The organism is Ciceribacter azotifigens (genome assembly GCF_048159625.1).
Classification (GTDB): Bacteria; Pseudomonadota; Alphaproteobacteria; order Rhizobiales; family Rhizobiaceae; genus Allorhizobium; species Allorhizobium azotifigens.
Map to the genome: position 1 here is coordinate 15,442 of NZ_JBLQTA010000020.1, position 13,774 is coordinate 29,215.

Annotated in this window: 14 protein-coding genes; 7 read left to right on the top strand and 7 right to left on the bottom strand. The window is 62.8% G+C overall.

What is annotated here, in order from left to right; all coding sequences use genetic code 11:
- Positions 1 to 69 precede the first annotated feature (69 nt).
- The gene (gene repC / locus ACM6UT_RS20715) at positions 70 to 1,350 is read left to right on the top strand and encodes a plasmid replication protein RepC (RefSeq protein ID WP_416799234.1); all 1,281 of its coding nucleotides are present in this window, start codon (positions 70 to 72) and stop codon (positions 1,348 to 1,350) included.
- On the opposite strand, the gene ACM6UT_RS20720 is transcribed toward repC, so the two are convergent.
- From ACM6UT_RS20720 to ACM6UT_RS20730, 3 genes are all read right to left on the bottom strand, one after another.
- Positions 1,321 to 2,061: a YoaK family protein gene (locus ACM6UT_RS20720; protein WP_416799235.1), complete on the bottom strand. Its 741-nt coding sequence runs from the start codon at positions 2,059 to 2,061 to the stop codon at positions 1,321 to 1,323. The two genes, repC and ACM6UT_RS20720, sit on opposite strands and share 30 nt — an antisense overlap.
- Before the next feature lie 144 nt (positions 2,062 to 2,205).
- Positions 2,206 to 2,349 (bottom strand): hypothetical protein, encoded by a 144-nt coding sequence (locus ACM6UT_RS20725; RefSeq protein ID WP_416799236.1) that lies wholly within the window; start codon positions 2,347 to 2,349, stop codon positions 2,206 to 2,208.
- A 227-nt stretch (positions 2,350 to 2,576) separates the two neighbouring features.
- Complete coding sequence (locus ACM6UT_RS20730) at positions 2,577 to 3,515, bottom strand: integrase (protein WP_416799237.1); 939 nt, start codon at positions 3,513 to 3,515, stop codon at positions 2,577 to 2,579.
- Positions 3,516 to 3,673: 158 nt separating this feature from the next.
- Between ACM6UT_RS20730 and ACM6UT_RS20735 the strand changes: the two genes are divergently transcribed.
- Positions 3,674 to 4,627 (top strand): DUF1403 family protein, encoded by a 954-nt coding sequence (locus tag ACM6UT_RS20735; RefSeq protein WP_416799238.1) that lies wholly within the window; start codon positions 3,674 to 3,676, stop codon positions 4,625 to 4,627.
- 2 nt (positions 4,628 to 4,629) lie between these two features.
- Positions 4,630 to 5,334 carry an SMC-Scp complex subunit ScpB gene (gene scpB / locus ACM6UT_RS20740; RefSeq protein ID WP_416799239.1) on the top strand — a complete coding sequence of 235 codons (705 nt, stop codon included), beginning with the start codon at positions 4,630 to 4,632 and terminating at the stop codon, positions 5,332 to 5,334.
- 52 nt (positions 5,335 to 5,386) lie between these two features.
- On the opposite strand, the gene ACM6UT_RS20745 is transcribed toward scpB, so the two are convergent.
- Entirely contained in the window at positions 5,387 to 6,310 is a 924-nt protein-coding gene (locus ACM6UT_RS20745; protein WP_416799240.1) for a cation diffusion facilitator family transporter, read from the bottom strand.
- Positions 6,311 to 6,549: 239 nt separating this feature from the next.
- Here ACM6UT_RS20745 and ACM6UT_RS20750 point away from each other — a divergent pair, with 239 nt between their 5' ends.
- The 4 genes from ACM6UT_RS20750 to ACM6UT_RS20765 all read left to right on the top strand — a co-directional run bounded on the left by ACM6UT_RS20750 (position 6,550) and on the right by ACM6UT_RS20765 (position 10,452).
- Positions 6,550 to 6,837, top strand: coding sequence for a DUF2934 domain-containing protein (locus ACM6UT_RS20750; RefSeq protein ID WP_416799241.1), 288 nt, complete (start codon positions 6,550 to 6,552; stop codon positions 6,835 to 6,837).
- 531 nt (positions 6,838 to 7,368) lie between these two features.
- Positions 7,369 to 8,367: an ABC transporter substrate-binding protein gene (locus tag ACM6UT_RS20755; protein ID WP_416799242.1), complete on the top strand. Its 999-nt coding sequence runs from the start codon at positions 7,369 to 7,371 to the stop codon at positions 8,365 to 8,367.
- Positions 8,368 to 8,516: 149 nt separating this feature from the next.
- On the top strand, positions 8,517 to 9,404 hold the full coding sequence (locus ACM6UT_RS20760; RefSeq protein WP_416799243.1) for an ABC transporter permease: 888 nt from the start codon (positions 8,517 to 8,519) through the stop codon (positions 9,402 to 9,404).
- Entirely contained in the window at positions 9,397 to 10,452 is a 1,056-nt protein-coding gene (locus ACM6UT_RS20765; RefSeq protein WP_416799244.1) for a quaternary amine ABC transporter ATP-binding protein, read from the top strand. Before ACM6UT_RS20760 ends, ACM6UT_RS20765 begins: the two co-directional genes overlap by 8 nt.
- A gap of 110 nt (positions 10,453 to 10,562) precedes the next feature.
- Here the strand turns inward: ACM6UT_RS20765 and ACM6UT_RS20770 are convergent, their stop codons facing one another.
- The 3 genes from ACM6UT_RS20770 to ACM6UT_RS20780 form a co-directional block, all read right to left on the bottom strand.
- Positions 10,563 to 11,183 carry a DUF6969 family protein gene (locus tag ACM6UT_RS20770; protein ID WP_416799245.1) on the bottom strand — a complete coding sequence of 207 codons (621 nt, stop codon included), beginning with the start codon at positions 11,181 to 11,183 and terminating at the stop codon, positions 10,563 to 10,565.
- Between the two features lie 366 nt (positions 11,184 to 11,549).
- Complete coding sequence (locus ACM6UT_RS20775) at positions 11,550 to 12,749, bottom strand: YeeE/YedE family protein (protein ID WP_416799246.1); 1,200 nt, start codon at positions 12,747 to 12,749, stop codon at positions 11,550 to 11,552.
- A gap of 63 nt (positions 12,750 to 12,812) precedes the next feature.
- Complete coding sequence (locus ACM6UT_RS20780) at positions 12,813 to 13,733, bottom strand: sulfurtransferase (RefSeq protein ID WP_416799247.1); 921 nt, start codon at positions 13,731 to 13,733, stop codon at positions 12,813 to 12,815.
- Positions 13,734 to 13,774 lie beyond the last annotated feature (41 nt).

A 13,774-nucleotide genomic window follows, 5' to 3' on the forward strand; every position in this document is an offset into this window, starting at 1 on the left:
TCATAGTCAAGAGTCTTTGGCACCGATTTTGGTGAGCGGACGTCTTTTGCCTAATCAAAGGTGAAAGAAATGGAACGTGGAAGTGTGACGACGCCTTTCGGGCGGCGGCCAATGACGCTTGCCTTATTGAAAGGCCAGCTCGATATCTCCCGGCCGTCGACGCAACGGACGGTCGACAAGTGGCATGTGTTTCGGGACGTCAGTGAAGCACGGGGAATGCTGGGTCTCGGCGATCGGGCGCTTGCCGTGCTCCATGCGCTGCTGTCTTTCTATCCCGAACAACAGCTCAGCGAGGGCGGACGCCTCGTCGTCTTCCCTTCGAACGCCCAGCTGAGCATCCGGGCCCACGGGATCGCCGGTTCCACGCTGCGCCGACATCTGGCCGCGCTCGTCGACGCAGGCGTCGTCATCCGCAAAGATAGCCCGAACGGCAAACGCTTCGCCCGAAAGGACAGCCGCGGCGCAATCGAGCAGGCCTACGGCTTCAGCCTTGCGCCCCTCCTCGCGAGGGCCGACGAATTCGCACAGCTGGCCCAGCGTGTGGTCGCCGAGCGTCAACGGCTCCGTCTCTTGCGCGAGCGGTTTTCGCTGGCACGCAGGGATGTCGCCAAACTGATTTCCGCAGCCATCACCGCAGAGACGCCAGGAGAATGGCACGCTCTCGAACAGCAATACGCAACGCTCTCGTCCGCCGTCGGTCGCACCGCCTCAGCCGAAGAACTGGACGCTGCGGTCCATGCACTCGACGAACTTCGCATTCACCTCGTCAAGTTGCTGGAAATTCATCTCAATTCACAAGATTTGGGCGCCGATGACCGCCAGATTGAGCGCCACATAGAGAATCCAGAATCCGATTCCATCTATGAATCTGAACAGGCACAGGAAACACCGCGTGATGAGAAATTGGCGCACCTCCCGTCTCCGGCTCCAGTAAACCAAGCCGTATTTCCACTCGGTCTGGTCCTCAAGGCGTGCCCGGATATCGCAATGTATGGCCCGGGAGGTACCGTCTGCGGCTGGCGTGACCTCTTTTCGGCGGCAATCGTCGTCCGCTCGATGCTCGGCGTCAGTCCGTCGGTGTATCAAGACGCCTGCGAGGCGATGGGACCAGAGAATGCGGCAACTGTCATGGCCTGTATTCTCGAACGAGCAGGGCATATCAGCACAGCGGGAGGCTATCTGAGGGACCTGACGGCCAAGGCTCGCAATGGTGTCTTCTCCGTCGGTCCGATGCTTTCCGCTCTCATCAAGACAAGGCACGAAGCCCAGCCTCGGGGCGAGGAGGTTCCTGTCCGAGCGAAACAGCAGGCAGAAAAGCGATCAAGTCCACCGTTGGCGGATCGATTGTAGGTCGCTGACGAGTGGGAAGGCGGCAAAGAGCATGAGCGGCAGGGCCAGGATCATCGCAGCCGGAATCCCGAGCATCTTGAAGAGAATGGCACCACAGATGCCTCCAATGAAGAAAAGGCCGATCAGGCTGGACAAGAGGCGCAGTTTGTCCCGGTCCGCTATCACCGGCGGACGGCCTTTCACCTCGGGGCTGTTGCGATAGAAGAGCTTTCCGATCTCGATACCGACGTCTGTCACCAGACCGGTCACGTGAGTTGTCCGGATACGCGCGCCGGAAAGCTTGGTGATCATCGCATTCTGCAGGCCCATGATAAAGCAGAGGAGCGCGACCGTGACCGCAGTCAGGATACCCTCCAGCAGCCCCGAGAGCCCGAAGGCGGCCATGGCGAATGCTTCGAAGGCAAGCGGCAAGGCATACTGGGAATGGAGGTCCTTGCGCTTCGCCCAGTTGATCAGGATCGCCGAGGTCGCGGCGCCGAGAACAAAGGCCACGAGCGCGGAAAGGCCACCCAGGAAGAGCTCCAGGTTGCCGAGGACGAGGTTGTCGGCCATCGACGAGACCATGCCGGACATATGGGACGTATATTGTTGAACGGCCATGAAGCCGCCGGCATTGGCCGCACCTGCGACAAACGTCAGGTAGAATGCGAGGTGTCGGTCACTGGCTTCTGTCCGGTGACGATCGGCGAGGGTTCTGATGTAAGCTTGCATGGGATGAAACTGCGGCGGGCTCGAGGGACTGATGAGAAGCTATTGACCGGCCGCAAGACTTGCAAGCGCTACCATCGGTATAGATGGGGTATCCGGTAACCGCGGGGTAGGGGGGGGCGGAAACTGCGACGACCGACCGCACCGTCAGGCCAGATAGGCGTAATAGGCCCAGACGACAACGAAGGCCAGAATAACGCCGGCAAACACCACTGCCTTGCGGAGTGCCGGTTGCGCCTTCCTCTTTTCTTTCGGCTTCGGCGGTCTCTTGAATTCGATGACGTTGGACATAGCCATTCCTTCGTTGGCATTTCGTTAGGACGAGCATTCTCATATACCCAAGAAATGGTTCTCGACTGCTCACGTCAAGGTGACAGTCTGCCTCTCCTGTCCTCCGCAACAAGAAAAGGCTTCGTCCGGCGCAGCGTTCTGACCGATAGGCAACCCATCGGGACCGCCACCGATGCCCGCTCGGCACACGCATGGCGAAGGGGGCTTCGCCGGACACGCTCGGGCATTCACTTCAGATGCAGCGAGCGGCTCGAAAACACCCCGGCTGGCGACGTCTCCGTGCCACCGGTTTCAAGGCCTGCAGCAAGGGCAGCGCGCTTTACCAGGCGTGCCACCTCCTGATCGTGCAGCCGATCCTTCCCGACTATCTTGCCGCCGCGAAGCACGCGACGGAAAACCGGTCCAGTTGCGATTCTGCCGAGCCGCATCCAGGTTCCGAGAGCCGTCACTGGACAGGAATGATCGGCTGACGCGTGAGCGATTTCGACTTGCCGCTGGCCGCCCTTGCCCGTCAAGGTCACCGTGACGCCCTGCGGGCCGAACGTGACCCAGCCGCGTCCGTCGACGCTTTCACCAGGCCCCGCATCAAGGCCGGTGATCTCGGAACGCGTGAGGCGACCGGCAAAGCCCAGCAGCAGAATGGCCCGATCACGCAGGCCCTTGAGGCTTCCCCGGTCGAGGGTTTCCAGCATCGAGGCAAGATCACCCGGCGTCAGCATCTCCTGGCGGGGAGCGGGCGGGCCAGCCGAGCGGCGGGCATCGGCGAGCGCGTTAGTGATCGCATCGTCCTGGCGGGGAAGAGCGAAGCCGCGCCGTGCATAGTTCCATGTCAGCGAGGAGAGCCTCCGCTCGATTGTGGAAGCGGAATTGGCTCGCCCCTCCTTGCGCCCCTCTCCCGACGCACAGGCGCGGATGTAGCGGGCGACAAGCTGTGGGTCGGCGGGGAGGGGAGGGGCGGCTTCCCGCCGGCACCATGCTGCGAAATGCTTCCAGTCCGACGCATAGGCGCGACGCGTGTGGGAGGATGCCGGCTCACCTGGAATGTCCGGCGCAGCGTCCGGTTCGCTGGACGATGGTGCCGTATGCGGGTCAAGTGCAGAGGCAGCGCGTAGACGGTCGTCTCTGGTTGGCGTATCCTTCGTTGTCGTGGTGGCTTTCTCGGGCATTGTGGGGTCGTTTATCTCCGTTGCGGCGACGATATACCGACGAGCGCGGACGAACAAGGAATTGAACGCGATTATCGTTCGTAATTTCCTGTCGGCAAGCTGTGCGCTTTCGAGGCATGAGGTGTTGAAAAGCGCACATCTCCGCTATGCTGCCTTTCATGGATTCTTTCACTGATTCGCCCATCATTGCTTCGCCCCGGGCCGCCGCTGCGCCGGCATGGGCGCAGCCGCGCGGCACCGCCGACAGCGAGGCGGATGCGGCCTTTGTGGCCGGTGCGGCACTGACGATGCTGTACGAGCGTGTCCGCGAACCGCCTGCATGGGCGGGATGTTGGCGCAATCGGCTGGCGCTTGCCTCGGCGCAGGCTGCCGTCCGCCTGATGGGACGCAGGGAGGATGAAGCAGCACTCCGCGATGCCGTGTTCCTCTGTCCTCCCGGGGGAGACCCAGGACCGGCGGGCCGCGTTCTGGTCGCCTACAGAAGGCTGGCGTCACGCAAGCCCGTCATGCGCGATGAGATGATCCGGGAGGTCAGCGATCTTCTCGCCGTTCGCTGGAGTGAGGCGCTAACCGGCGTGCCCGCTGTCGTCGACGAATTGTTGCAGTCGCGACGGGCGGTGCCGTTCGTCATCGCCGCACTCGTTGAACGGGTCGTCGCGATGCGGCCGGATGCCGAAGTCCTCGCATGGTGGCTGGCAGACTGGGTGCTCGCGCGGCTCATCCATCTGGACCTGCCGGTTCCGTTCTTCACGCAGGCACGCTACGGGGCGGCATTTCGCACCACGAGCGGCAACGGCCGGCTCCGGCCCGGCGACGAAGGCTTCGCCCGCGCTGTCTGTCTGGCGCTTGCCTTGCAGGTGCCGGAGACGCTCCGGCTCGCAACCGAGATCGAACGACACGCCGACAGCCTGGTTGCTGTTTCACCGAAGCTTCGCACAAAGGGCGGGGAAGGCGTCGTTCAAAGACTGCTGGCGGACGATGCCGTCGCCGCCTCGCTGCCGGGCACAGGGCTCTCCCGGTGGGCAGGTCGTCGCCTCTTCGAACGGCTCGAGGCGTTCGGCGTCGTCCGGGAGCTTTCCGGTCGCCCGACCTTCCGGATCTACGGATTGTGACGATGGTCGACGCAACCACGACCGAACGAATGGCAAGCCGGCGCAAGAGCGGCGACGCGGCTCCCCTCGACCGCGAGCTCGCACACGTCTCACCGGCGGCTCGCTGGCGCGAATGGATGATGCGGATCGAGGCCGTCATCTTTGCCTCGACCGAACCAGTGACCCGCGAAACACTGGCGCGCGTGGTGGGTTCCGGGTGCAGCGTCGACCTGCTGATCGATGATCTGCGCGAGGAGATACGCGATCGACCTTACGAGATCGTATCCGTTGCCGGCGGCTTCCAGCACCGCACGAGGGCGAGCTACGGACCGGCGATCCGCGCCGCCGCGGTTCCTACCCGTTCGGCCAGTTCCGCGCTCTCCCAGCATGAGGCGGCGGTGATCGTGGCGGTTGGCTATTTCCAGCCGGTGACACGTAGCGAGCTGTCGAAGATCTTCGGCAAGGAGATTTCCCGGGATACGATCGCGAGCCTGAAGGCGGCCGGCTTTCTCGCGTCCGGCCCGCGAAGCCCAGCGCCCGGCGCTCCTTACACCTATGTGACAACGAAGCACTTTCTCTCCACCTTCGGCTTCGAGACGCTACGGGATCTGCCCGATATGGAAGCGCTCGAGGATGCCGGATTGCTCAACCGGTATGCGCAGGCCGACACCGACCGATTGATGGACGCCCAGGACGGCGAGGAACTGACTGAGGACGAGGAACTCTAACGGCTCGAGGACGCTGCCGAGGAGGCCGACACCGCATTGTGGTGAGCCTGCGTCATCCGAATTGCGATGGCCGCGACCGTGGCCTGATGAAGACAGACGAAACCTGCTGCAATTCGGCGTGTACGTTTTCCTGAATGCGATTCACGGATGCTTCAATGTCCGGCGTTTTGAGCTCGTCGTGGAACTCGACGTCGATTGCGGCCACAACATCGGACGGCCCGAGATGGACCGTGAGGATGTCGACAACGCCGGCGACGTCGCGGTCGGATGCCGCAAGCTCGGATATGCGGCGCCGGACAGCCGGCAGCGCCTGCTCCCCGATCAGCAAACCCTTGCTCTCGATCGCGAGAAAAATCGCGGTCGCCGCAAGCACAAGGGCGATGCCGATCGAACCGATCCCGTCCAGGACGGGCATCTCCAAGACATGAGCGGCGGTGATGGCGACGAAGGCGATCACCAGGCCGAGCAGCGCGGCGGAGTCCTCGAACAGCACAGTGAACGTCGTGGGATCCTTGCTGCGTCGAACGGCAGCGAGATAGCTTTGATGACCCTTTTCGTGTCGGAAGTGCCGTAGCGCGAAAAACCACGCCGATCCCTCGAAGACTGCAGACTGGCCGATGACGACATAGTTGATCGCAATATTTTGTGCCGGTGCCGGATGACGCAGATGCACGATGCCTTCGTAGAACGATACGCCGGCACCCACCGCAAAGACCAGCAGCGCGACAACGAAGCTCCAGAAGTAGACTTCTCGCCCGTAGCCGAGTGGATGCGTCTCGTCGGGAGGGCTCGCGGCCTTGCGCAGGCCGTGTAGCATCAGGACCTGGTTTCCGGTGTCCACGACGGAGTGGACGCCCTCGCTCAGCATTGCTGAACTGCCGGTGAAGAGCGCGGCGGTAAACTTCGTAGCTGCGATCAGCGCATTGCCTGCCAGAGCGGCATAGATAACGGTCCTGGATCCACCTTGAGCGGCCACACGTTTCTCCCCTGCAGCTTTGCCGCAGGGGCAACCCTCTGCCGCCTCCTTTGTTCCGCAGGGCGCGATATCAAGTGCAGTCCGCTCCGGGAACATTGGTCATGAGAGCAAGTTTCAGCTTTTGTGTTTCCGTATACTCGCCGTTCGACGGAGAACGATCGATGCGGGTGGACGTGCACGAAGCGCTGATTGGGGGGTGGGCGGTCCGCCCGCTCTTCCCAAGAGGATCGGAGAAAGGCATGGAGCAGCAAGACAGGGACGAGTACGTCCGTAGGCGAGCCTATGAGATTTGGGAACAAGAGGGGCGGCCGGAAGGCGAACATGATCGCCATTGGCGTCAGGCGAACGAGGAATACGAAGCCGGTCTCGTCGCGAGCGCGGAGGTAACGGACCTTCCTCGAGGCTCGCAGGGGATCGCCTCGGGCCTGCAGCCAGGTGGCGTGACCCCGGCTGGTGGTCCTGGCCGGGGCGCAGACAGCATCGGTGCAGCAGGAAGGCGCGGAAGAGGCAAGGGGGGCGTTGTTTAGCGAAGCGTTGCCGGCGTCCTTCCACCGTACTCCTGCAGCTCGGGACGATCCCGAGCGAATTTCGGGCCGACACATTCGGCTTTCGCGACGGGAAAAGTCGCATTTCTGCCTGTGAAACGACGATCGGAGGCAAGCGCCGATCCGGAATTTCGAATATTATAAAACCTGTTCGCAGATGTAGGAACTTGGCTGCCGATTGGCCGCCTGCCCGCATACGAATTCTCATTTTCGGAGCCTCTTATCTGGAACAGGCGAGCGTTGAGCAGATATGTCCCCTCTCCCGGCCGGCGCATCGACGCCTCGGCTGGGAAATGTGCCGGACGTGCAGCTCATTCCGCAAGCCGTATGAGCGGTCGTCATCGACCGACGCCATTCTCTTGAAACCTCCTGTCAATGGTGGTGCACTGGTCACCCGCAAAACGCGACCCGCAGCTAACGAGCTGAGAGTTGTCGTGTTTGCGCGCGTGCAGAGCAACGGGTCGAGGCGGCACCCCGTTGCGAAACAAATGCCGCATTAAAGAGGGAACGGACATGAAACATCTTCTTGCTTCCACCTGCCTCGTCGCTGGCCTCCTGGCCATGACGGGTGCGGCGCGCGCAGAGTGCGGCGACGTGACCATTGCCAGCATGAACTGGCAGAGCGCCGAGGTGCTCGCTGCTCTCGACAAGTTCATCCTGACCGAAGGTTACGGCTGCAATGCCGAGGTCATCGTGGGAGACACGGTTCCGACCATCACCTCGATGATCGAGAAGGGCGAGCCGGACCTCGCACCGGAAGGCTGGGTCGACCTGCTGCCGGACGTCGTCAATCGTGGCATTGAGGAAGGCAAGCTCATCGGCGCTGCCGTAGCGCTTTCCGATGCCGCCGTCCAGGGATGGTGGATTCCGAAATACATCGCCGATGCCAACCCGGACATCAAGACGATCGATGATGCGTTCAAGCATCCTGAGCTGTTCCCGGACCCGGAAGACAAGAGCAAGGGCGCCGTTCACAACGGCCCGCAGGGGTGGGGCGGCACGGTAGTGACCAGTCAGCTCTACAAGGCCTATGGTGGTGAGGCCGCCAACTTCACCCTGGTCGACACGGGCTCGGCAGCCGGCCTCGATGGCTCCATTGCCAAGGCCTACGAACGCAAGGAAGGCTGGGTCGGTTACTACTGGGCTCCGACGGCCTTGCTCGGCAAGTACGAGATGGTGAAGCTCGAGCACGGCGTCCCTTATGACGCTGCCGAGTGGAAGCGCTGCAACACCGTTGCCGATTGCCCGGATCCGAAGAAAAACGACTGGCCGAAGGACAAGGTCCAGACGCTGGTGACCAAGGCCTTCGCCGAACGGGCCGGCGAGGACGTCATGGGGTATCTCAACAAGCGCGCCTGGAGCAACGACACGGTCAACAAGCTGATGGCGTGGATGACCGACAACCAATCGAGCGGCGACGACGGCGCCAAGCACTTCCTCCAGGAAAATGAAGCGCTCTGGAAGGAATGGGTCTCGCCGGAAGCTGCAGAGAAGATCAAGGCGGCTCTCTGACCGTCCGGGCAAAGAGAGAAGACGGCATGTCCCTGACGTGCCGTCCTTCTCCTCTGTCTGGGATACGCTGCAAAGAACGTTCGCGGCGGGATTGACGTTTTGAGCCCGAAAGCCGGCGCTAGATCGGCAGAGGCTGGAAGGGGATCGACATGGAATGGTTCAACAAATTTCCGGCGATGAATCCGGATTCACTGCGTGACCTCAAGAAGGCGATCGACGAGGGCTTTCGCAGCTTCACCCGCGCTTACGGGGACGGCATAGAGTCCGTTTTCGAACCGCTTCAGCACTTTCTGATCTGGTCGGAGCGCTTCATGACGCGCACGCCGTGGCCGGTCATCCTCCTGCTCATCGCGCTCTTTGCCTGGTTCGCCAGCCGCAACTGGAAGATCGTTGCAGGTAGCGTGGTCACGCTTCTCGTCATCGGCTATTTCGACATGTGGGACGACACGATGAAGACGGTCTCGATGATCTTCGTCTGCACCGTCCTCTCCATTGTGATCGGTATTCCGATCGGCACCCTGATGTCGCGGTCGGATCGTGTGCAGAGCGCCATCAACCCGGTTCTCGACATCATGCAGACGATGCCGAGCTTCGTCTATCTGATCCCTGTCGTGATGCTGCTCGGCATCGGCAAGGTCCCCGGCCTGATCGCCGTCGTCATCTACGCCATCCCGCCGATGATCCGCCTGACGAATCTCGGGATACGCCTCGTCGACAAGGACGTGCTGGAGGCCGCTGACGCCTTTGGGTCGTCAAGCTGGCAGAAGCTGAAGAAGGTCCAGATGCCGCTGGCGCTTCCAACCATCATGGCCGGGATCAACCAGACGATCATGATGGCGCTCGCCATGGTCGTCATCGCATCGATGATCGGTGTGCAGGGTCTCGGACAGCCGGTGCTCAAAGCCATCTCCAACCAGTATTTCACCCTCGGTATCTTCAACGGCCTGGCGATCGTCGGCATCGCGATCATCTTCGATCGCGTCAGCCAGGCATTCGGCAAGCGGCTCCAGCAGCACCTGGAGATTGTCCATGGCTGATCAGCACTTCGACGGCATCAAGATCCGCCACCTCTACAAGATCTTCGGGCCGAACGCCGCGTCCCATGTCGAAGCTATCCGCAACGGGCTGTCGAAGGCCGAACTGAACGAACAGTTCGGCCATGTACTGGGTCTCAAGGACATCAACATCGAGATGCCCTCGGGTTGCATACAGGTCATCATGGGTCTGTCCGGCTCGGGAAAATCGACCCTGATCCGGCATATCAACCGTCTGATCGACCCGACTGCCGGTGAGTTGCTGGTGAACGGCATCGATGTCGTGAAGATGAACGACCGCGAGCTCCGCGAGTTTCGACGACACCAGACGGCAATGGTGTTTCAGAAATTCGCACTGCTTCCGCATCGTAACGTCCTCGACAATACGCTCTATGGGCTTGAGGTACAGGGTGTTGCTCGCTCCAAGGCGGTCGATATCGCCATGCGATGGATCGATCGCGTCGGTCTCAAGGGCTTCGAAAGCAAGTATCCGAACCAGCTCTCCGGCGGCATGCAGCAGCGCGTCGGTCTCGCCCGCGCGCTTTCGAACGACGCGCCCGTGCTGCTCATGGACGAAGCCTACTCGGCGCTCGATCCGCTGATCCGCACCGACATGCAGACGGTGCTCCTCGACCTGCAAAAGGAGATCAAGAAGACGATCGTCTTCATCACGCACGATCTCGACGAAGCGCTCCGGCTCGGAGATCAGATCGCGATCCTTCGCGACGGTGAGGTCATCCAGCAGGGCACGCGTCAGGACATCGTGCTTTCTCCGGCCGACGAATATGTCGCGAACTTCGTCAAGGAGGTCAATCGGGGCCGCGTCGTGACCGTCGAGGCCGTCATGGCGACTCTGCCGCCGGGTCAGGCACCGAGCGGAACGATGATCCAAGCCGGCACCACTGTGGAGGAGGCCGTTCGCATCATAGCGACGACTTCCGAAAGTGACGTGGCCGTGGTTGTCGGCGCGGGCGGGGAGGCGCTCGGCTACGTCAGTCTGCGCCAGCTTGCCAGTGCGATGGTCAGCCCTTCCGGCGCCGCGCAAAGATAATCGGATTGCTGATCGTGTCCGGGGTGAGTCGGTACCCCGGCTCCTCCGAAGAAAGAGAAGCCGTTTCTCGACCGGCTGGAGTATCCGGCGGGCGCTAGTACGGCGGTATTTCAGCCGATCTGCAGCGACCGCGTGGTTTTGCCAAGGTCGACGGCGAGTTCCGAGGTGACCTCGAGCGCACGCTCCTGACGCACCGCGTCAGCGGGCACATCCCCATGCCAGGTGACGATCCGCCTATCGCGTTCGCGGATGAGCTCGGCGATCTCCGGCTCGTAGAGGCGCAGCACACCGGTCAGCCAGCGGTTCGCGAGGTAGGAGGGGCGCCCGAGCTGGACGTCGAAGCGCGGCAGAAGTTCGATCGTCTCTTCGGCTGACAGCCACGTATCGCCGACCACCCATTGGTTGACGGTGAAGAGACGAAGCAGGCGCCCGTGCGCATCCACGCCAACGGCGATGAGATGATGGACCGGCCCCTCACGACCGTCGGGCCGGATGAAGCAGTGGAAGTGCCCGTGTTCGCCCGCCATGCCCGGTTCCGGATGAGCATGGTAATACCACTGCGCGCCGCTTTCGGGATCGAAGACGTCACCAGGCGGATAATGCTGCCAGACCGTCATGTCTGCGGCGCCGCGCAGCACGTCGAGCAGGACCGTATCACCGGTCTTGCGCAGGACTGCTTCGCAAAACAGGACCTCGCGCGCGGCCTGTCGCCGCTGATCGTCGTTTGCCATTTCGCTCTCCTGCGTCAACCGCGGGGAATCATGGTCAAGGTTGGGAGGCAGCGCAAGGTGCGGCGGCAGCACATGGTGCCGCTGCCGCACACGGGGCGGCCGCCGAACAAGGCGCCGCCGCAGCACACGGTGCCGACGCGGCGCATGGGGCGGCGGCTGAGCACGGGCTCTCCGAAGCCGCGCAAGGTGCCGCTGCCGAGCAGGGATTGTCGGCCGAGCACGGGTTTGCCGCGGGAACTGAGGCTTCTCCGGGCTGGCTTGCCGCCGGTACCGCCGGCGGATTCATGCTGTGGCCTCTATGATCAGCCGCGACGGCAGCCGCGGCAACCGCGAAGGCGGCGCCGAAGAGGAGTGTATTACGGTTACTCATTTTTTGAAGCCATCCAATCCAAAGACCGGCCGAAGCGCGATGCCGAGGCAACTCCCCGCGAACGCTGCCGCGAACCAGAGCCAGCCATGCAGGCTGCCCGAAGCAATGCCGGAAAACAGCGCGCCGATATTGCAGCCGAAGGAAAGCCTCGCGCCGTAGCCCATCAGTATCCCACCGACCACAGCGGCAAGCAGCGAGCCGATCGGGATAGCGGCCTTCGGCGCGAACTTGCCTGCAAGGCCGGCTGCGAGGCCGGCGCCGAGGATGATGCCGAAATTCATGACCGAGGTATTGTCGGCAAGAACGCTGGCGCCGAGCGCCTTTGCCGGTCCCGGCCAGGTCCAGAAGGTCCATGTTTCGACGGGGACGCCGGCCGCCTGAGCGATCTTCGCCCCCCAGAGGCCGAAGCCGAAGGTGACCGACCAGGGATGACCGGCGGTCAGAAGGGTAGCCAGGTTGAGCCCCGCGAGCAGCAGCGCCGCGACAACGAGCGACCAGGGACCTCGGATGAGCCTCTCGGTGAAGGGCTTATTTGGGGCGCTCACGGCTTCAAGCGATCCGTGCTCCTTTTTCTCGACGAAAGCGGTGACGACCGCGACGGCGGCGAGGCCTGCGAGCGTGACCGCGATCGCGAGCGGCACTCCGAGCGCCTGGCCGAGGCTCACCTGCGGCAAGGAAGGCTGCGCCAGCCACCACGGCAGGTGGGCGGTGCCGAGAACCGCACCGACGATGAAGAAGATCAACGTGACGAGCATGCGCGCCGAGCCACCGCCGACCGTGAACAAAGTTCCAGATCCGCATCCTCCACCAAGCTGCATGCCGAGGCCGAACATCAGAGCGCCGACCAGGACGGAAACGCCGACTGGCGCGAAAGCACCCGCGAGAACCGTTCCGCCGACCGAACCCTGTGCCAGCAAGGGAATGAAGGCAAGCGCGGCCAGCCCGATCATCAGCATCTGCACCCGCATTGCGCGGCCGCGCCGTTCGACGACCATCCGCCGCCATCCGCCGGTGAAACCGAAGGAGGCGTGATAGAGCGTCACGCCGAGAAGCCCGCCGATGCCGAAGAGCAGCGCCTGGACTGGGCTCACCGCAGCGCCGATCGCCACGGCGACGGCGGCAAAGGCGACGGAAATGAAGAGGACCGGCGCGCGGTCGGAAGACGGCAGCGTCGGTGCTGTTGTGGCATTCGCCATGGACTGTCTCCTGAAAGGTGAGGGACCACGCCCAGAGAGTGTGGTCCCCTCGTGCGCAGGATATTACTGCGTGACGGGGCGTGCCGGATCGGCGGCCCATTCGGCCATGGAGCCGTCGTAGAGCTTGACGTTCTTCTTGCCGTCGACCTCGGAAAGACCGAACCACGCGATCGAAGCCCAATGGCCGGTATTGCAGAAGGCGATGCTCTGCTCATCGTCCTTCACGCCCGCCGCACCGGCGAGGGCTGCGACCCTTTCAGCGCTCACAAAGGAGCCCTTCTGGGCGTCGTAGAGCTTCCCCTGCTCGAGATTGACCGCGCCGGGAATAGTGCCGGCAACGCGGACGACGGGGCTCTTGGCCTTGCCGGCGAACTGCTCGGCGGGGCGACCGTCAATGAGCTGAACGTCACCGTTCTGCCGCGCCTTCTCAACGTCGGCGGTGGAGGCATAGAGTTCGCTTCGGAAAGTCGCCTTGAAGGCGGCCGGCTGTGGCTGAACGGCCTCGGCACTCGTCTCGCCGTTGGCCGCCTGCCAGGCGCGCCACCCACCGTCGAGAATGGTCACGGCGTCATGACCGAGAACCTTGAAGGTCCAGTAGACGCGGGTCGCCGCGCCGAATTCCGACGAATCCGTGCCGGCCGGAACGATGACGACCTGGCTCTCGTTCGAAACACCGAGGGCGGCGATCTTCGCTTCGATATCGGCAAGCGGCGGCAACTGGCCCGGCACGCCGTCTACCTTGGCACGCCAGCCATAGGTCGAATATGGCGCGCTGACGCTGCCCGGGATATGAGCGGCAACATAGGGATTCGCCTTGTCCTTCTCGGCATCGCGGACGTCGATGACCACGACACCATCCTTGCCGAGATTGGACTGAAGCCAGGCTGCATCGACGAGCGGCTTTTCCGTCAGGCGCTCGGCGTTGGCCGGTACAGCGGCAGCGTAGGTGAGAGCCGCAACAACGGCGAGGGAAGCAAATCGCATGGGTACACTCCGGATACGGATGAGGATTGCCGCAGTTGTCG